The 18096-nt window shown below is 48.3% G+C and carries 19 protein-coding genes; 5 read left to right on the top strand and 14 right to left on the bottom strand.

All coding sequences use genetic code 11. The features are described 5' to 3' along the window. Positions 1-86: 86 nt before the first annotated feature. The 5 genes from pgsA to DUW71_RS16500 all read right to left on the bottom strand — a co-directional run bounded on the left by pgsA (position 87) and on the right by DUW71_RS16500 (position 5281). On the bottom strand, positions 87-662 hold the full coding sequence (pgsA, locus tag DUW71_RS16520; protein WP_119396386.1) for a CDP-diacylglycerol--glycerol-3-phosphate 3-phosphatidyltransferase: 576 nt from the start codon (positions 660-662) through the stop codon (positions 87-89). A gap of 10 nt (positions 663-672) precedes the next feature. Further along, positions 673-2505, bottom strand: a complete 1833-nt coding sequence (gene uvrC, locus DUW71_RS16515; protein ID WP_119396385.1) for an excinuclease ABC subunit UvrC — start codon at positions 2503-2505, stop codon at positions 673-675. Beyond that, on the bottom strand, positions 2505-3152 hold the full coding sequence (gene uvrY / locus DUW71_RS16510) for a UvrY/SirA/GacA family response regulator transcription factor (protein WP_119396384.1): 648 nt from the start codon (positions 3150-3152) through the stop codon (positions 2505-2507). Before uvrY ends, uvrC begins: the two co-directional genes overlap by 1 nt. Before the next feature lie 134 nt (positions 3153-3286). Then, complete coding sequence (locus DUW71_RS16505) at positions 3287-4663, bottom strand: PhoH family protein (protein WP_233546179.1); 1377 nt, start codon at positions 4661-4663, stop codon at positions 3287-3289. 36 nt (positions 4664-4699) lie between these two features. Next, a complete protein-coding gene (locus tag DUW71_RS16500; RefSeq protein ID WP_119396383.1) occupies positions 4700-5281 on the bottom strand; it encodes a hypothetical protein in 582 nt (193 codons plus the stop codon). 209 nt (positions 5282-5490) lie between these two features. Here DUW71_RS16500 and pabB point away from each other — a divergent pair, with 209 nt between their 5' ends. Continuing rightward, entirely contained in the window at positions 5491-6804 is a 1314-nt protein-coding gene (gene pabB, locus DUW71_RS16495) for an aminodeoxychorismate synthase component I (RefSeq protein WP_158584216.1), read from the top strand. A 28-nt stretch (positions 6805-6832) separates the two neighbouring features. Here pabB and thrH read toward each other — a convergent pair whose 3' ends face one another. The 3 genes from thrH to DUW71_RS16480 form a co-directional block, all read right to left on the bottom strand. Continuing rightward, positions 6833-7453: a bifunctional phosphoserine phosphatase/homoserine phosphotransferase ThrH gene (thrH, locus tag DUW71_RS16490; protein ID WP_119396381.1), complete on the bottom strand. Its 621-nt coding sequence runs from the start codon at positions 7451-7453 to the stop codon at positions 6833-6835. 74 nt (positions 7454-7527) lie between these two features. Continuing rightward, positions 7528-8499, bottom strand: a complete 972-nt coding sequence (gene cysB / locus DUW71_RS16485) for an HTH-type transcriptional regulator CysB (protein ID WP_119396380.1) — start codon at positions 8497-8499, stop codon at positions 7528-7530. Positions 8500-8597: 98 nt separating this feature from the next. Beyond that, the gene (locus DUW71_RS16480) at positions 8598-9026 is read right to left on the bottom strand and encodes a hypothetical protein (RefSeq protein WP_119396379.1); all 429 of its coding nucleotides are present in this window, start codon (positions 9024-9026) and stop codon (positions 8598-8600) included. Positions 9027-9156: 130 nt separating this feature from the next. Here DUW71_RS16480 and DUW71_RS16475 point away from each other — a divergent pair, with 130 nt between their 5' ends. From DUW71_RS16475 to DUW71_RS16460, 4 genes are all read left to right on the top strand, one after another. Beyond that, entirely contained in the window at positions 9157-10227 is a 1071-nt protein-coding gene (locus tag DUW71_RS16475) for a 3-deoxy-7-phosphoheptulonate synthase (protein WP_119396378.1), read from the top strand. Positions 10228-10243: 16 nt separating this feature from the next. Then, on the top strand, positions 10244-11413 hold the full coding sequence (locus tag DUW71_RS16470; protein ID WP_119396377.1) for a cation:proton antiporter domain-containing protein: 1170 nt from the start codon (positions 10244-10246) through the stop codon (positions 11411-11413). Between the two features lie 92 nt (positions 11414-11505). Then, positions 11506-12105 carry a transcriptional repressor LexA gene (gene lexA / locus DUW71_RS16465; protein WP_119396376.1) on the top strand — a complete coding sequence of 200 codons (600 nt, stop codon included), beginning with the start codon at positions 11506-11508 and terminating at the stop codon, positions 12103-12105. A 79-nt stretch (positions 12106-12184) separates the two neighbouring features. Then, on the top strand, positions 12185-13066 hold the full coding sequence (locus DUW71_RS16460; protein WP_119396375.1) for a hypothetical protein: 882 nt from the start codon (positions 12185-12187) through the stop codon (positions 13064-13066). Positions 13067-13105: 39 nt separating this feature from the next. Here the strand turns inward: DUW71_RS16460 and DUW71_RS16455 are convergent, their stop codons facing one another. Genes DUW71_RS16455 through fabF form a run of 6 tightly spaced genes read right to left on the bottom strand, consistent with a single transcriptional unit; the run spans position 13106 to position 18025 of the window. After that, positions 13106-13447 carry a PilZ domain-containing protein gene (locus tag DUW71_RS16455; protein ID WP_119396374.1) on the bottom strand — a complete coding sequence of 114 codons (342 nt, stop codon included), beginning with the start codon at positions 13445-13447 and terminating at the stop codon, positions 13106-13108. Then, the gene (gene holB, locus DUW71_RS16450) at positions 13447-14406 is read right to left on the bottom strand and encodes a DNA polymerase III subunit delta' (RefSeq protein WP_119396373.1); all 960 of its coding nucleotides are present in this window, start codon (positions 14404-14406) and stop codon (positions 13447-13449) included. The genes DUW71_RS16455 and holB overlap by 1 nt, the downstream gene beginning before the upstream one ends. Continuing rightward, positions 14403-15011 (bottom strand): dTMP kinase, encoded by a 609-nt coding sequence (gene tmk / locus DUW71_RS16445; protein ID WP_325048590.1) that lies wholly within the window; start codon positions 15009-15011, stop codon positions 14403-14405. Before tmk ends, holB begins: the two co-directional genes overlap by 4 nt. Next, the gene (mltG, locus tag DUW71_RS16440; protein ID WP_119396371.1) at positions 15011-16006 is read right to left on the bottom strand and encodes an endolytic transglycosylase MltG; all 996 of its coding nucleotides are present in this window, start codon (positions 16004-16006) and stop codon (positions 15011-15013) included. Before mltG ends, tmk begins: the two co-directional genes overlap by 1 nt. After that, complete coding sequence (gene pabC / locus DUW71_RS16435) at positions 15987-16787, bottom strand: aminodeoxychorismate lyase (RefSeq protein WP_119396370.1); 801 nt, start codon at positions 16785-16787, stop codon at positions 15987-15989. The genes mltG and pabC overlap by 20 nt, the downstream gene beginning before the upstream one ends. After that, positions 16787-18025, bottom strand: a complete 1239-nt coding sequence (fabF, locus tag DUW71_RS16430) for a beta-ketoacyl-ACP synthase II (RefSeq protein WP_119396369.1) — start codon at positions 18023-18025, stop codon at positions 16787-16789. Before fabF ends, pabC begins: the two co-directional genes overlap by 1 nt. Positions 18026-18096: the final 71 nt, after the last annotated feature.

Raw genomic sequence — 18096 nt, 5'->3', positions numbered from 1 at the left:
TTTTTGATTTTTAAAGGAATATTTTATATTTGGTCAGTTTTTGTACTTTTTTATAGCACAACTTTTAAGCCAGTCACGCCTAGGGGTTACTCTTTTGGCAGTAAAATAGGCAATGCCGCTCTTAGATAGACAAACATCGACCAAAGCGTTAGCACTGCCGCCACTTGCAACAGGCCCAAACCAAGCCAAGGCAGCCAGTTAGCAAACGGGATAGCGAATATTGCCGAATGCGCGGGAGTGGCCAGTAAAACACCGATCGCAATCATCTGGAATGTTGTTTTAATTTTACCAATCATCGACACCGCCACATTGGCACGTTTACCAACTTGCGCCATCCATTCGCGCAGTGCTGTGATGGTAATTTCACGGCTAATAATAATAATCGCTGGAATGGTTAACCAAGGGCTAGCGAAGAACTCAACCAATACAACAAGCGATGCCGCAACAATAAGCTTATCGGCAACAGGATCTAAAAAGGCGCCAAATGGGGTGCTCTGGTTCCACTTGCGAGCTAGGTAGCCATCGAACCAGTCAGTAATGGCCGCGATGGTGAACAACGCACAAGCAAGCAAGGGCGCCCAGATAAATGGCAAATAAAATACACCCACGGTGAACGGGATCATTACGACTCGCATCAACGTGAGGAAATTTGGCAACGTCATGAAAACTCCACTAATGACTGTTTATATACTGATAAATTTGTTCGGCAAGCTTCGAACTCACCCCTTCTACGCGCTCAATCTCTCTTAGGGAGGCGCCTTTTAAACCGTGCACACTGCCAAAGTGGCGAATGATTGCCTTACGCCTTGCTGGGCCAACCCCAGGTATCTGCTCAAGCAGCGACTGCGAGCGCTTTTGGTCTCGCGCTTTGCGATGACCACTTATCGCAAACCGATGTGACTCATCACGAATATGCTGAATCAAGTGCAGCGCTGGCGAATGCCCCGGCAACATAATTTCTACCGTCGGCGTATCCAAGTATAGGGTTTCGAAACCGGGCTTTCGGGTCACGCCTTTGGCAATGGCGAGCAATCTTACCTGATTTCTCACGCCAAGTGTTTCTAATTGCGCAATGGTTTGGTTCATTTGCCCCTTACCACCATCAACCACTAGCAAATCAGGCAATGGGCGGTCTTCTTTTTGTAAGCGCTTTATCCGCCGCTCAATAGCTTGTGCCATCGCGGCATAATCGTCGCCCCCGGTAATACCAGTAATGTTCATTTGCCGATATTGGCGCTTATCTGGGCCATCTGGAGTGAACACCACGCAAGATGCTTTGGTCTCTTCCCCCATAGTGTGCGAGATATCAAAACACTCTAATCGCTGCGGCAGCCGCTCTAGTTTTAGCGCCTGCTGCAGAGCAACGAAGCGCCCAGCCATGGTCTCTTTTTTTGCTAGATGCATGGCCAACTGCTCTTGTGCATTGGTTTGCGCCAGCTCTTGCCAGCGCGCGCGCTCTTTGCGAACACTGTGGCGTATTGCAATGCGTTTTTGGTGAAGCTCGAATATGGCATCCTCGATGTCACTGGCATCTGCTACTTCAGAGGCAGTTATTATTTCATCTGGTAAGTCTGGTCGCTCGGATGCCAAATAGAACTGGCCGATAAACTGGCCAAACAGCTCCGACTTGTCATCATGCAGGCCAATTTTTGGGAAAAACGACCGCGAGCCCACTACTCGGCCCTTGCGTACCATTAACCAATGTAGGCATGCACCATGCGGCTGAAACTCTAGCGCAAAAACATCCACCTCACCCTGTTTACCTGCTACATTTTGATCTTCTTGTACTTTACGCAAATACAGAATTTGATCTCGAATGGTCGCCGCCTCTTCAAACTTGAGTGCCGCTACTTTATCTTGCATTTTGGCTTCTAACCGCTCGAATAATGCTTGATTTCGCCCTTCGAGAAAGTCGATTGCATCGGCAACCGTTGCTTGATAATCGGCATCGCTAATTTTGTTAACACAGGGCGCGGTGCATCGTTTGATTTGGTATTGCATGCACGGGCGTCGGCGCTGGTCAAATACTGAGTCTTGGCAGTCGCGCAACTGAAATGCACGTTGCAGCACAGTTAGGCTTTCGCGTACTGCATAGGTATTGGGAAATGGGCCAAAGTAGCGTCCGCGTTTTTTTCGCGATCCACGATGTAGGAAAATCCCAGGAGCCCGGTGCTCGGTCGACAAATATAGATAGGGATAGGATTTACCATCAATTAACAAAATGTTGTATGGCGGGCGGTACTTCTTAATAAGCGTTTGCTCTAAAAGCAAGGCTTCGGTTTCGCTGTGGGTAACGGTGACATCGATATGATGGATTTTACTCACTAACGCGACAGTTTTATTATTTAAGCCGCGAGCGCGAAAGTAACTGGATAAACGATTTTTAAGGTTTTTTGCCTTACCGACATAAAGCACGTCACTCGTTTCGTCGTGCATAATGTAAACGCCAGGGCGCGTGGTGACCGAAGTCAAAAACGCCTTGGCATCAAAATCAGGGTGTGGCATTAGTAATCAGTAGGGTCAATTAATCCATGGCGAATCGTTAGGTGAGTTAACTCAACGTCGCCGCTGACGCTCAGTTTATCAAATATTCGATACCGGTAGGTATTAATTGTTTTAGGGCTGAGCGACAATCTGTCAGATATAGCGCTCACTCGCTCGCCTCGCGCAATCATTGTTGCAACTTCCAACTCGCGCTCAGAAAGCTGCGCAAACGGCGACCCGCCACCATCTGGGTTCATGCTTTCTAGCGCTAACTGCTGGGCAACATCCGCTGTGATATACCGTTTGCCGCTAGCAACATTCTTGATTGCTACCAGTACCTCATCAAACTCGCAGCCTTTGGTAAGATAGCCTTGCGCTCCAGCCTTAATTAGGCGCGACGGATAGGTATCATCACTACAGGCAGTAAGCATAACTACCCGAACATCTGGGTAGCTTTGTACTATTTTTCGGGTGGCTTCCAAACCTGAAATACCTTCCAATTTCAAGTCTAGTAACATCACATTTGGCGTTTTTTCGCGCGCAATGTGGTAAGCGTCTTCACCGCTGGTTCCTTCAGCAACGACCTCGATACCATCACTGTCATCCAATAGCCGGCGCAAACCGCAACGGACTAACTCGTGATCGTCAACAATCGCAACTTTTATCATAACTACCTCGTGTCGCAGCAGGTTGATACTAACCCAACAAGCGCACTTCGAACAATCTTGAAACCGGTTTTTTACACCAATTTAATTAGAAATTTATTATTAGCCAACCAGCATTAAACCTTTGGTTAGGCCAGCTACAAATTTGCCTCGGCAAATGCGGCTAAACGTGAGCGTGACACACCTTGCAATGTCACAGACGCACCATGTTGAAACCCTTTAAAGCGCTCTGCCATATAGGTCAATCCAGAACTGAGTGCACCGAGGTAGGGGGTATCTATTTGTGCCAAGTTCCCCAGGCAAACGACTTTAGTGCCTTCACCCGCACGCGTGATAATGGTTTTGATTTGGTGTGGCGTGAGGTTTTGCGCTTCATCAACAATTAAGAATGTTTGCTGAAAGCTGCGCCCACGAACAAAGTTTAATGCTTTGAATTGTAGCGGCACATTGGCACCAACATAGTGTTCAGAAGAGCTCGGGTCGTAATCCTCAGCATGCAAGGCTTCCAGGTTATCGGTAAATGCACCCAACCAAGGCGTCATTTTTTCGGTTTCACTGCCGGGCAAAAATCCGATGTCTTCATCCAATCCACGTACACTTCGCGTTGCCAAAATACGTTTAAACTGTTTTTGCTCTACCGCTAACTCAAGCGCACAAGCTAAGGCAATGATGGTTTTGCCACTACCTGCTGGGCCATTGAGGGTAACCAAATCAACATCTGGGTCTAACATCAAATACATCGACATCGCCTGATAGATATCGCGCGGCGATAATCCCCAAGCATGCTGTTTCATTAGCAAACCGGTGTTTAGTAACTCCAGCTCCACCTGATCTTCGCTGGTCAGCACGCGACCAATAAACTCTTTATCATCAAGAATAAACTGATTCACATAGGCCGGTCCGCCTATTACTTGCTCTAGCATATCGCGCGCCAGTCTATGCGTTCGCTCACCCGACACTTGCTGTGGCTCGATTGCATCAAGCTTTTCCCAAAAACTGCCTGCTACTCGTACATAGCCTGTGGTGAGTCGGTCAATGTCGCTTACCAGCTGATCGTTATGATAATCCTCTGCTTCTAATCCACAGCCTTTGGCCTTCAAGCGCATATTGATATCTTTTGTAACCAAGACTAACTTTCGATTACTGCGCTTTTTCTGGATGGCCAACAGGTCGGCAATGATTTTATTGTCATTCACGTGCTCTGGCATGCCCGTTAGCTGCAAACTTGCGTCGCCGCTGTACATAAGAATACTGAGCGTGCCAAGATTAGGCCCAATACTAACGCCAGCTGCAATCTCGCGCGGAGATGCCTCTCCAATAATGCTATCAATGGTGCGCACGGCTTGGCGACAGTCCGCCGCTACGGCACTACTGCCTACTTTTAGTTTATCGAGCTCTTCCAGCACCACCATTGGAATCAGGACATCGTGCTCTTCAAAGTTGTATAGCGCGTTGGGGTCATGAATCAGTACGTTAGTATCTAGGGCAAATATTTTGCGAGCTCGCTCAGTCATTGATCATTCCTTATTGTTATTAATATATAATTTGGCTTAATTCATTAGCTGATCATCTGGCCCAAACACATTGCCAAACTCGGCTGGCCGTAAATCCATTCGATCTATGGTCACAAGGTTATATTTTGGCACCAACTCGCCATTGACCAGGGCATCTTCAAGCAACACAACATCAGCAGACACGCTATCAATAAAAAGCAAAACGGCGAGCGGGTATTCGGTATCACTCGGGATAGCGATCAAATCTAGTAGATCATAGTCATCGTGTTGCACGAATTGATGACTATGGCTTGGTAAAGATAGGTGGATAGGTTTGGCAAATCGGGCTGCTGCCACAACATGGATGGCGTCGATCACAATCGAGCTATCGGCCGCCATAATATCGGACTCATCACCAGCAACCATGTGCGTCATGGTCAGCGCTAGTAGCCGACGATCGGCTTCACTGAGATCAATTTCGCCCATTTCATCTGGCTGCGCCACAATTGTATCGAGTGGCATTTCTTCGCCATGGGAGTCAACATCGGTGCCGAACACCAATGACAACTGCACCGTCGGTTGCCCTGACTTATTAGTTGGTGATATTCGCCAACAAATACGATGCAAGTCTTCAATCATCGTAACCGCCCCTCTGTCTAGGACTATGCATATCACTGTGCTCAGCCAAGATGACAATTGCGTGTCAGTTATCACTTGAACCGATAAATTAAGTGTAGACGCTTTCAGGCAAAGTAAAATTTCCAATCATGTTGGCTTCGCCTAACCGGCCTACCTCGACGCTTGCCACTACCTTGGTTAAACTTGCAGCCAATATCTATGAGGTTTCCATGCTTAGTTACCAATCGTCCCTTTTGCCACTCGCAAAACAGTTAGCACACCTGCCCCACCTTGCCTTTTTTGACTCTGCTCAAGCAGATGGGCCGAAGAACCGATATGACATTCTCACCTGTGCGCCGCGAAAATGGTGGACATGGCAGGCTGGCAAACTGACAGGCAGTGACGAAGGTTCATTTGCGTTAGCCGAGCTGGCAGATTTTCTAGCTAAAGAACAACTGCCCAAGGACAGTACGTGCAACCTGCCATTTAACGGCGGCCTTGTTGGCTTATTGCGCTACAACAACGAGTTATTGGACATTAGCAGCAAGTGGCCAGACCAGGCCGCTACGCTAGAGATTGGCCTGTATGATTGGGCAATCGTGACAGATCACAAACATCAAACAACACAGCTTTACTTTCATCCATTTTGCTCAGCAAACACTCGCAAACTAGTCCAAAACGCGCTAACGACAGAACCATGCCAACGCACTAGTTTTAAGCTAACTTCAGCATGGCAGAGTACTTGGCAGGCAAGCGACTACCAAGCTGCGTTCAAGCGAGTAAAGGAATACCTAGTCAGTGGCGACTGTTATCAGATTAACCTAACACAGGCGTTTCGCGCCCTCTATGAAGGTGACTTGCTCAGCGCCTATGAGCGTTTACGAAACTCTGTTGGCAGCCCTTTTTCTGGTTTTTTTGCCACCAGCCACCATAGCATCCTGTCTGTTTCACCAGAGCGCTTGCTAAGAATCAATGAAAACAAAGAGGTTGAAGCACGCCCGATTAAAGGCACACGGCCGAGGTCTGCAAGTGCCGAGCAAGACCAAGCGAATGCACAAGCGCTATTAGTCAGCAGCAAAGACAAAGCAGAAAATGTAATGATCGTAGACTTGTTACGCAACGACCTAGGAAAAGTAGCCGAACCTGGTTCAGTGGCAGTGCCTACACTTTTTGGGCTTGAGTCCTATCGTAACGTGCACCACATGGTAAGCGTTGTAACGGCTAAGCTAGCTAAGCACGTTAGCCCCCTTGACTGTTTATTTAGCGCCTCACCGGGTGGTTCTATTACTGGCGCACCGAAGCGGCGAGCAATGGAAATAATTGATGAACTCGAAGCACAACCCCGATCAGCCTACTGTGGTTCACTTTTTTATTATGCCGCGAATGGCCGTTTGGATGCATCGATTTTGATTCGCACAATGGAAGCGGATGGCAAAGAACTAACCGTTAATGGTGGTGGTGGGATTGTCTATGACTCAAATGCCAACGAAGAGTATGAGGAGTCGTTGGCCAAAATTCGCAAACTAATGCAGGCGCTTGAATAAGCGGCTCGTTTGAGCCGCTTGAGAGCAATTAGTCGATACTAAGCTCGCGCACACTTGCTTTGATAAATTCTTTCTTAAGATCTTCATAAGTATGAACCGCTGGGAACTGCGGGAACTCATCAATAACATTTTGTGGTGCATGGAACAAAATACCTGCATCCGCTTCCGATAGCATGGTGGTGTCGTTATAGGAATCACCTGCTGCAATGCAGCGATACTTCAAGCTATGAAACGCTTTAATCGATTGGCGCTTTGGATCCGGTTGACGTAACAAGTAATCGCTCACACGTCCGTTCGCTTCCACTTGCAACTTGTGACACAACAGCGTTGGGTAGCCTAATTGCCTCATTAGTGGGGCTGCAAACTCATAGAAAGTGTCCGATAAAATCACCACTTGGAAACGCTCACGCAACCAATCAACAAATTCCTTGGCGCCTTCCAGCGGCTCAAGCGTGGCGATCACTTCCTGAATTTCATTGAGGCCTAGATTGTGCTCTTCCAACACGCCAAGGCGCATTTTCATCAGCTCGTCGTAGTCTGAAATGTCGCGCGTGGTGGCCTTGAGCGCGTCAATACCGGTTTTTTCGGCAAACTTGATCCAGATTTCCGGGATTAAAACACCTTCAAGGTCGAGGCATGCGATTTCCATGCGAAACTCCGTATAGAATTTTGAACAAATCGGCGAAACTCTAGCGGCATTCGCATGGCGGTGCAATCATTCTTTTAGTGCTTTGGTAGGGTTACGTGTTCAAACAGTGGCGCAACACTTGTTTTGGCAGGCGTTTCCATCGCTTGCTCCACCAGCTGCTTCTGCAAATGCGGTGCAAACATCTCCATAAACCGATAAACGAAGCCTCGCAAGAAGGTACCGCGACGAATACCAATGTGGGTAACACTCTCTTCAAACAAATGATCCGCCGGAATACTAACCAACTCATCATCAACGGTTTCACAAGCCATCGATGCCACAATGCCCACACCCAAACCAAGCTTGACGTAGGTTTTAATCACGTCTGAGTCGGCAGCAGTGAACACAACATTCTCTTCTAAGCCACGAGATTGAAACGCCTGATCTAGCTGAGAGCGACCGGTAAAGCCAAAGACATAAGTCACAATTGGGTACTGAGCCACTGCTTCGAGTGTTAGCGGCTGAACCCGTGTCAGTGGATGCCCTTTTGGCACAATGATTGACCGATTCCAGCGATAGCATGGTAGCGTCACCAAATCGGAGAAGTGCTCCATCGCTTCGGTCGCAATCGCAAGATCAACTTGGCCTTTGGCAGCCATCTCAGCAATTTGCATTGGCGTACCCTGGTGCATATGCAAATTCACATCAGGAAACTCAGCAATAAACTGCTCAATAATTTCTGGCAATGCGTAGCGCGCCTGTGTATGTGTTGTGGCAATACTCAATTCACCGCGGCGCGGATTAGAAAATTCTGAGGCGACGGCTTTAATATCATTGGTTTTTTGCAGAATTTCGCCAGCAATCTTCAGCACCGCCTCGCCAGCAGGCGTAATACGAGTTAGGTGTTTTCCCGAACGCGCGAATATCTCAATGCCTAGCTCATCTTCTAGCAAACGAATTTGTTTGCTGATGCCTGGTTGAGAGGTATACAAAACCTGCGCGGTCGCTGAGACGTTTAGATCATTGCGGGCAACTTCCCAAATGTATCTTAGCTGCTGAAGTTTCATAATCCGCCTTATTCGAGTAATAAAAAATATTTCTTCTATGACTTTTTAACATAGAAGAATGACTAACGCACCTACTTTGCCGCACCTTCGCTAAATGCCTAAAATCCGAAAATATTGCCAACACCACCCGAGTTACTGGCCCGCAACCGGAAGCGCTGAATCTCGAGTGTTGAAGCGCTTATTTCACAGCTTGACCAATAAGGATCGCGATCCGCAATTTTAACGTCCAAAAACACTAGGTACTCCACTCGACTCTCTACATATCGCGTCGAGCGGGCATCCAACGTAACTTGCTGAATGTCGGCGCCTTGCGCGTCTTTGTATACATTTTGGCGACAGGTTTCGAACGCTCGCTGCAGGCTATAATGGCGCACTGGTGGTGGCTCAGGCTCGCCTAGCACTACCTGTACAACTTGCGCGAATGCCTGTTGGCCAATGGGTGTTAAAGAAAACAAGGCGTAGAGCAACAAACCAACTAGACCTACGACTATAATCCAAACCGCTGCCTTTCCCTCTTTAGATTTCATAAATCCACTTTTGTCAACTTTCTTTTTAACCATAAGCTCACATAATATTGGAAAGTTACTTGTACACGCAGTCAAATTCAGCTAATGTCCGCGCTACCAAATACAGTGTGAAGTAAATTAGGTAGTCACTATGTCGCATCAACTAGACAACTTAAACATCCTGTCACAGGAAATATTAGTTACTCCTGCGCAAATAAAACAGGATATTCCGCTAACAGACGCTGCGGAAGAAACAATCGAGCAATCGCGCCAAGTCGTTCGTGACATTCTTGATGGCAAAGATCATCGAGTAATGGTCGTTATTGGCCCTTGTTCTATTCATGATGTGGAAGCAGCGAAAGACTACGCCCAGCGCTTAAAAAAACTAGCCGCGGCTGTTCAAGACACACTGTATTTGGTGATGCGCGTGTATTTTGAAAAGCCACGAACGACGGTGGGTTGGAAAGGCCTAATTAACGACCCATACTTAAACGACTCGTTTAAAATCGAGGATGGCCTGCATATTGGCCGCAAGTTACTGTTAGATATTGCCGAGATGGGATTGCCAACAGCAACCGAAGCCCTCGACCCAATTAGCCCACAGTATCTACAAGACTTGATTACTTGGTCAGCAATTGGCGCGCGTACTACAGAATCGCAAACGCACCGTGAAATGGCATCTGGTTTATCATCGGCAGTTGGCTTTAAAAACGGTACCGATGGCAGCTTAGGGGTTGCGATCAATGCTCTGCAGTCAACCAGTGCACCGCACCGTTTCTTGGGTATCAACCCAGATGGCCAAGTAGCAATCACGCAAACAGCTGGCAATAAATATGGCCACGTTGTCTTGCGTGGCGGCAACGGCAAGCCGAACTACGACTCAGTGTCGGTAGCTATGTGCGAGCAAGAGCTTAAGAAAGCTGGCCTTAAACCCAACATCATGATCGACTGCTCACATGCTAACTCCAATAAAGACGCCTCTCTACAGCCACTGGTAGCACAAAACGTGGCCAACCAGATCTTGGAAGGCAACGAGTCGATTATTGGCTTGATGATTGAGAGCAACATTGGCTTTGGTAGCCAGCCAATTCTTGATGATCGTGAGCAAATGCAATACGGCGTGTCGGTCACCGACGCATGCATTAGTTGGGAGCAAACCGAAGAAACCATCATGGGCATTCGCAACAAACTAAAAGATGTCTTACCCTCAAGAATAAAGTAATGACATTTGGTGCACCATGCAGGATGCCAATATTGCCTCCTCTTTCTTCTTGATCTTTACCGGTGCAGCGGTGGTCGCTACCGCTGCACTTTATACTCGCCAACCACTCATCATCGCCTACATCGCTTTGGGCGCCTTGCTTGGCCCGTATGGGTTTAAACTACTGGAACACCCGGAACTAACGACAGAAATCTCTGAGATTGGTATTATCTTTTTGCTATTTTTACTTGGCTTAGATATGCAGCCCAGGTCGCTTGCTCGCACCATTAAAGAAACCTCCATTGTCGCATTATTAAGCAGTGTCCTCTTTGCAGTCCTTGGCTGGATCATTGCCTTGGCTTTTGGTTTTACTGGCTTAGAGGCCGTTATCATCGGCCTCTGCTGCATGTTTTCCTCTACCATCATTGGCATAAAGCTCTTACCAACCACAGTACTGCATCACAAGCGCTCGGGTGAGCTAATGGTTGGCCTGCTACTGCTTCAGGACATTATTGCTATTACCACACTGCTAGCACTTACTGGCATGAACACAGACACCCCTGCTTTGCTGCATTACGGCCGGGCGTTGTTTGCCTTGCCACTGCTTGCTTTATTGGCTTGGCTTGCCGTCAGATACCTTCTTATTCCATTGCTAGAGCGCTTCGACCGCTTTCAGGAGTACATATTTCTACTGGCCATAGGCTGGTGTTTAGGCTTCGCTGAACTGGCTCACTTAGCCGGATTATCACTAGAGATAGGGGCCTTCATTGCTGGTGTAAGCCTTGCCTCACACCCAATCTCCCTGTTCATAGCACAGAGCCTTAAACCCCTTAGAGACTTCTTTTTAGTTATTTTCTTTTTTTCGCTCGGCGCCAACTTCAACCTGGCTCTACTCGACCAAGTGATTATCGCGGCATCCGTGCTAGCCATTACCATGCTGATAATCAAACCCTTAGTCTTTCGATTTTTATTTGGGCGAATCGTCGACAATAAAAGCTTGGCTTGGGACCTAGGCTTTCGATTGGGCCAAATTAGTGAGTTTTCATTATTGCTGGCATTTTTAGCCAGTAGCATGGGCGTATTGAGCAACATAGGCGCGCACGTTGTACAGGCAACGGCCATTATTACCTTTGCCATTTCTTCTTATATTGTGGTGCTAAACTTCCCATCGCCGGTGGCAGTAAAAGACGAATTACGGCGCGATTGAGCCAGAAAAAATTATTTTGGCTTTTTTCTAGCTGTTATTTAATACATTGTATACACTTACACTACGTGTATAGATAAACAATCGAGGTCAGTGTGAAACTTACCGCGCGCCAACAAGAAATTCTTCAATTGATTAAAAACCACATTGAAGAGACCGGCTACCCGCCAACTCGTGCCGAAATAGCGAAACATTTTGGTTTTAAATCACCCAATGCTGCCGAGGCACACCTACGTGCGCTGGCGAAAAAAGGCGCCATCGAAATGGTACCAGGCGCTAGCCGCGGCATTCGCTTAGCCGACGATGCGGCCAATGAGTCAGGCCTAGCAATTATTGGTCGCGTCGCCGCTGGCTCGCCAATACTAGCAGAACAACACATTGAGCAGCGGGCAGCTGTTGCCAGCAATTTCTTCTCACCGGCAGCCGATTATTTGCTTCGTGTGCAGGGTACATCAATGATCAACGCAGGTATTTTTGAAGACGATCTTATTGCCGTGCATCGCACTAGTGACGTTAAAAATGGCGACATCGTTGTCGCTCGTGTTGATGGAGATGTAACGGTGAAGCGCTGGCTAAAGCAAGGCAATAAAGTACAGTTAATCCCAGAAAACGATGAGCTTTCACCCATAGAAGTGGACGCCAGCCATGAGCTAAGCGTTGAAGGGTTGTGCGTAGGCGTTATTCGCCAACACTAACTGACCTGCAACGAGCATCAAATAATCGCTCCGTGCTGACTTCTGGCTATGCTTAATCATATAGCTTGGAGAACCTGTGATGAAGCTAATTGATGCGGTAGTCAAAAAGGCGGTTGCCTACCTTAGCGTGCAAAGGTACGACCCAGTGGCGCAGCCGGCTAATTTTGAGCGCTTGCGCCACGAGATACGCCCCTGCGACGTTGTGCTGGTAGAGGGCAATTCACATATCGCCAACGTCATACGTACGGTTACCCAATCGCGCTGGTCACACGCAGCACTCTACATTGGTCGCCTACACGATGTAGAAGACCCAGTGGCACGGCGAAAAATAAAAGAAGTGTTTGATGCCCAGCCAGATACACAGCTGGTTGTAGAAAGTGAGCTTGGCTTTGGCACAGTCATCCGACCTCTCAATGTTTATCAAAACCGGCCTATGCGACTGTGTCGTCCAAAGCTTGTTGGCTATAGCGACGCGCAAGTGGTGTTAAGCCAAGCTATTAGCCGGCTAGGCACAGACTATGACTTACGCCAGATTCTTGATTTAGCCCGCTTAATGATGCCCTGGTCAATTATGCCAAGGAAGTTTCGCTCAACACTATTTGGCTGGCAACCTGGGCAGTATACCCGCACAGTATGCTCAACCATGATTGCCGAGGCCTTTGGGACAATTAAGTACCCAATTTTGCCGTTGGTAAAAAAGCTCGACCACGGTGAGTTGCGGCTGTTTCAGCGCAATCCAAGATTAACGGTACCAGCCGATTTTGATTATTCGCCGTACTTCGACATCATCAAGTTTCCATACATCGACCTAGAGCAATCGTCGAATCAGCACTATAAGGGGCTACCTTGGCATGGGGATATTGAGCTAACGATCGAGGAGTCTAAACAATGGGTAGCAATTGATGCCTTTGCACCAGGCGAGCAGCGCCATGCTCGACGCCCTACCCGTTCAAATCACTAAGCTATCTTTCGCGATATGATGTTGAGTCAACCGCACTCGCTACATGGTGCTGGTGATTTTGTCTGAGTTCAACAAACCAGCCAACTGCTTTTCGATCTTGTCTTTTGCCAGAATACTTTTTTCATTGAACTGTATACCCACACCACTGACTCGGTTGTTTTGAGCGCCGCGCGGGGTGATCCAACAAACTTTACCAGTCACCGGTATTTTATCCGCTTCTTCAGGCAGGCTCAGCAAACAGAAAACTTCATCGCCCATCTTAAACTTGCGATTCGTCGCAATGAATATACCGCCATTCACCACAAATGGCATATACGATGCGTACAACACGGCTTTGTCACTTAAGTTCAGTGACATGAACCCACCAGCACCTGGAATCATTAACGCTCTCCCCAACACAAAGACATAAAGTCAATCAACATTGACTCCAACCAAGATTGTAAATTAAGTGACGCACCCCGGCGCATGGCGGAAATGTCACTAATTTGTTGATCAACCCATTTCATTAACTTATCAGATGGCAACGCCTGGTCAATCAGTTCGACTAATCCATTTGGATCCTGTAAGGCTTGCTGCTGCCCAAGGCTTGCTTTCACCAAATCGACTAACCAGGCTTGCAGCCAGGTCATCAGATGCTCAACTTCAAGCTTAGCCATGCCTGATGCCGCTTCTACCGCATTGAGCTTGCCGTCTAACAGCCCCGCAAACAGGGCGAGCAACTTTTCCCGGCTTGCCATGGTATCTTCTAGGCTAGCAGCAAGAACCGGCCGCCCTCGTGCTAAGTCTAGCAAGGTTTGTTTTTGCGCTATGTCATCTAGGTAGCTGAGCGCTTGCTCTGGGGTTGGCATTGGTACCACATAGCTCTGGCATCGTGAGCGTATGGTCGGCAATAACTGCCCAGGGCGCTCGGTCGCAAGAATAAATACTACACTGGAGGCAGGCTCTTCTAAGGTTTTTAGAATGGCGTTGGCCGATGCCGTGTTTAGCCGCTCAGCTTGGTCAATAAGTATCACCTTACAAGCCGCCACTTGCGGTCGTGTGGTGGCAAATTCATTTGCCTTACGCACCTTATCAACGCCAATCTGCTTTTTGCCTTCATCTGGTGCAACCAGAAGAAAGTCTGGGTGGGTATCCGCGTCAATTAGTCGGCAATCATGGCACTGGCCACACCGCTTACCATTGGTTTGATTTCGGCAGCGAAAAAGCTCTGCGATTGCATGTGCCGTTTCACTCACACCAATCCCCATATCACCGGTAATCAGCAGCGACGGCGCCAGTTGCTTGTTTTGCCATAGTTGGCCAAGCTGCAACATTAAGGAAGATGCCCACTCGATCCTCATAACCAGTCCTCCAGCTTAGTTCGCAGATCGCTCTGCACCTTTGCTAATGGCTGGCTAGCATCGATTACCCACCAACTTGGGTCCGTTTCGGCTTGCGCTAGATATCCTTGGCGAACCTTGTTGAAAAACTCTAACTTCTCGGATTCAAAACGATCTGGTTGGCTGCGCTGACCAGCACGCTGCAGCCCTACTTCAACCGGTGCATCAAGGTAAATCACTAAGTCGGGCTGACAGTCGCTGTGTACTAGTTCAGCTAACTGATCTATTGCTTGCAACCCCATTTCACGACCAAACCCTTGATAAGCTCGAGTCGAGCCGGTAAAGCGGTCGCACAACACCCATTGGCCTTGTGCCAAAGCTGGTTTAATTTTTTTCTCGATATGTTGGGCGCGGGCGGCGAACATTAATAACAGCTCGGCCAGTGGTACCGGTGCATCCTCTTGCTTGCTCAACAATAACTGGCGAATTGACTCCGCTAACGGTGTGCCGCCAGGCTCGCGGGTTTGCACCACATCACCATGCGCCGCGAGTATGTCTGCAATAAGGGCTAGGTTGGTAGACTTGCCAACGCCCTCTGAGCCCTCTAATACGATAAATTTGGCCATCATTGTCCCAACTGATATTTGCGTACCGCGGCATTATGATCAGCTAAATTAGTAGAAAACTGGGAGCTGCCATCGCCCCGCGCAACAAAGTATAAATAGTCTGTTTGTGCCGCATTGATCACCGCATCAATCGACTCAAGACCAGGGTTGGCAATTGGCGTTGGCGGTAAGCCATTTATAACATAAGTATTGTAAGCTGTGCGCTCACGCAAATGACTGCGGCGTAAGTCACCATCAAAACGATCACCTAAGCCATAGATCACTGTTGGATCAGTCTGCAGGCGCATACCTATATTGAGCCGGTTAATAAAGACGCTCGCTATGATCGGGCGATCACTGGCTTGTCCGGTTTCCTTTTCGATAATCGATGCTAACGTTAGCATTTCATAAGGGCTTGCCAAAGGTAGGCCTTCTGGGCGCTTTGCCCAAGCCGCATCGAGACGCTGCTGCATTTTTTCTTTAGCCCTAAGCAGTAGAGAGCTCACCGTTGTATTGGCGGCATAGCGGTACGTATCCGGAAACAACCAACCTTCTGGGTTACCTTCAATCGCCAATAGCTCGGCAACGCCCTCGGGCGTCAGCTCAATGTCTTTTTTTAGGTCTTCTGCTTCGTTTAATAGCGCCAGCCACTCTTTTACCGTTAGCCCTTCAGCAAATGTAATGCGCTCTAATTCAACGTCGCCACGCTCCATTTTGGCAAGCGCTTGTGCCACCGTTATGCCTGGTTCAAATTCATAGCGCCCAACATGCAAATAACTGCGTTCATTAAATTGCCACCACAAGCGCCAAATGTGGTGATTGCTTACCCACCCTTTCTGCTCGAACTCATACACTGTACGTGCAACGGTTTGCCCGCGTGGTACGCTATAGCTCGCTGCTTCTTCGATTGGCAGCACCCGTGCGAGTTCGTTCGCCACATACCAATAGCCAGCACCACCAGCAACAAGCAAAAGGGTAAATAACACAGCAAATACTTTAAATAACTTGGCGACCATAACGAACGTCTTCTATCAGGGAAAATAATTCAGGCAATACAGGCTCAACACTGAAAGCTTGACTGTTACAGCGCATAACGGGTGTTAGGCCACGCACCGCGTTGCTTGTCCAAATTCTGTCGGCATTATACAAGGTTTCTAGTGAAATACGCTGAACGCTCGTTGCAAGTCCTAATCGCTGGGCTGCATTCAGTACAAGCTGGCGCATTACTCCCTGTATACCGGCCCGGTCAAGTGTTGGGGTACACAGCACACCTTGGTGCAAGATAAACAGATTGCCCGCGGTTGCACAGGTAACATAACCATCTTGGTCCAGCATGATGCCGTCATTAAATTCAGGCGCTAAACTAGCAGTGGCGATGACTTGATCGAGCCGATTGATATGCTTACAGGCCACCAGCGCTGGCTGATGCGACAACCTATGTTCAATAATCTGAACGGCTACGGGCGCGCTGGATGGCGCGCGATCGAATCCTTGCACGATCGTTTTGATTGCAGCACGACCTGGCGCGTATCCCCTACCCTGCTGAGCGCGAGTAACGGTAATGCGAGCCATTTGACAGTGTTTAAGCTGGTTAAGCTGGCTTACGAGAAAGCCTGCCAGCATGGGCGAAAAAGGCATGGATAACACCTCCATACCCCTACTTAAACGCTGCCAGTGGTGTGACCAAAGTGGTACACGACCATCCACTAAGCGTATCGTTTCAAATAACCCATCGCCATATAACAAACCCCGGTCAAGTGCCGGGGTTTGTGCAGGTTTACCATCAATTAGAAGCATTAGACCTTGCTGAAAATCACCGTACCATTGGTACCACCAAACCCGAAAGAGTTTGACAGTGCGTGTTCGATCTTCATCTCTTGGGCAGTGTGTGCCACATAGTTGAGATCGCACTCATCACTTGGATTATCTAGGTTAATAGTTGGCGGCGCAACCTGATCTCGAATGGCTAGCACTGAGAAAATCGCCTCGATCGCACCGGCTGCACCTAGCAGGTGACCTGTCATCGACTTGGTTGAACTCATTACAACCTTATTTGCATCGGCACCATAGAGCGATTTAGCTGCCATAGTTTCAGCGATATCACCGGCTGGGGTAGACGTACCGTGGGCGTTGATATAGTTCACGTCAATTGGGTTGAGCTTGGCATCCGCCATGGCGTTTTTCATCGATAACGCTGCACCTGAGCCATCAGCTGGTGGTGACGTCATATGATAAGCATCATCGCTCATACCAAAACCAGTTAGCTCGGCATAAATTTTTGCACCACGCGCTTTAGCATGCTCGTACTCTTCCAACACCATGATGCCAGCACCGTCAGACAATACAAAACCATCACGGTCTTTGTCCCAAGGGCGTGACGCCGCTTGCGGGTCATCGTTGCGAGTAGACAGCGCACGTGCTGCAGCAAAGCCACCCATGCCAAGTGGGGTTGATGCGTATTCTGCACCACCAGCAATCATCACATCCGCATCACCGTAAGCAATAGTGCGTGCGGCATAACCCATAGAGTGCGTACCTGTTGTACAAGCTGTAGTGATCGCAATATTCGGACCGCGGAAGCCATAACGAATGGCTAGGTTGCCCGCCGTCATATTAATAATGGCACCTGGTACAAAAAATGGAGAAATGCGGCGTGGGCCTTTATCAACCAATGCTGAATGGTTAGTTTCAATGGTGTGCAAACCACCAATGCCAGAGCCGATAGAACAACCAATACGTGCTGCGTTGTCTTCAGTAACGGTCAACCCTGAGTCTTCAAACGCTTGAATCGCTGCGGCGATACCATACTGGATAAACGGGTCCATCTTCTTGGTATCTTTGGCATCGAAGTAGTCAGTTGGCTCGAAACCTTTTACCCGACCACAAAATTGAGTGGCGAACTTGCTTGCATCAAAGTGATCAATCGTTGCAATACCACTTTTTCCTGCAAGAATCCCCTGCCAGCTTTCTTCTACTGACAAACCTAATGGGCTCAACATACCCATGCCAGTCACAACAACGCGTCTGCCGTTCATGCACTTCTCCATTAAAATACTAAAAAGAAAAGCCGCCCCTTTAGGACGGCTTTTCATATTCGACTACTAAA

Origin of the sequence: Salinibius halmophilus (genome assembly GCF_003577475.1) — a bacterium.
In the GTDB taxonomy this organism is placed as follows: Bacteria; Pseudomonadota; Gammaproteobacteria; order Pseudomonadales; family Natronospirillaceae; genus Salinibius; species Salinibius halmophilus.
This window is presented reverse-complemented; position numbering and strand designations above follow the sequence as displayed.

Bases quoted from the DNA above. Each gene is read 5' to 3' on its own strand.
- uvrY (WP_119396384.1), bottom strand. From the start codon at position 3,152: ATGATAAAAGTTGCGATTGTTGACGATCACGAGTTAGTCCGTTGCGGT.
- holB (WP_119396373.1), bottom strand. From the start codon at position 14,406: ATGAGGATCGAGTGGGCATCTTCCTTAATGTTGCAGCTTGGCCAACTA.
- tmk (WP_325048590.1), bottom strand. From the start codon at position 15,011: ATGGCCAAATTTATCGTATTAGAGGGCTCAGAGGGCGTTGGCAAGTCT.
- DUW71_RS16475 (WP_119396378.1), top strand. From the start codon at position 9,157: ATGTCGCATCAACTAGACAACTTAAACATCCTGTCACAGGAAATATTA.
- uvrC (WP_119396385.1), bottom strand. From the start codon at position 2,505: ATGCCACACCCTGATTTTGATGCCAAGGCGTTTTTGACTTCGGTCACC.
- DUW71_RS16470 (WP_119396377.1), top strand. From the start codon at position 10,244: ATGCAGGATGCCAATATTGCCTCCTCTTTCTTCTTGATCTTTACCGGT.
- DUW71_RS16500 (WP_119396383.1), bottom strand. From the start codon at position 5,281: ATGATTGAAGACTTGCATCGTATTTGTTGGCGAATATCACCAACTAAT.
- DUW71_RS16460 (WP_119396375.1), top strand. From the start codon at position 12,185: ATGAAGCTAATTGATGCGGTAGTCAAAAAGGCGGTTGCCTACCTTAGC.
- pabB (WP_158584216.1), top strand. From the start codon at position 5,491: ATGCTTAGTTACCAATCGTCCCTTTTGCCACTCGCAAAACAGTTAGCA.
- cysB (WP_119396380.1), bottom strand. From the start codon at position 8,499: ATGAAACTTCAGCAGCTAAGATACATTTGGGAAGTTGCCCGCAATGAT.
- pabC (WP_119396370.1), bottom strand. From the start codon at position 16,787: ATGCTTCTAATTGATGGTAAACCTGCACAAACCCCGGCACTTGACCGG.
- DUW71_RS16480 (WP_119396379.1), bottom strand. From the start codon at position 9,026: ATGAAATCTAAAGAGGGAAAGGCAGCGGTTTGGATTATAGTCGTAGGT.
- DUW71_RS16455 (WP_119396374.1), bottom strand. From the start codon at position 13,447: ATGATTCCAGGTGCTGGTGGGTTCATGTCACTGAACTTAAGTGACAAA.
- mltG (WP_119396371.1), bottom strand. From the start codon at position 16,006: ATGGTCGCCAAGTTATTTAAAGTATTTGCTGTGTTATTTACCCTTTTG.
- fabF (WP_119396369.1), bottom strand. From the start codon at position 18,025: ATGAACGGCAGACGCGTTGTTGTGACTGGCATGGGTATGTTGAGCCCA.
- thrH (WP_119396381.1), bottom strand. From the start codon at position 7,453: ATGGAAATCGCATGCCTCGACCTTGAAGGTGTTTTAATCCCGGAAATC.
- pgsA (WP_119396386.1), bottom strand. From the start codon at position 662: ATGACGTTGCCAAATTTCCTCACGTTGATGCGAGTCGTAATGATCCCG.
- DUW71_RS16505 (WP_233546179.1), bottom strand. From the start codon at position 4,663: ATGACTGAGCGAGCTCGCAAAATATTTGCCCTAGATACTAACGTACTG.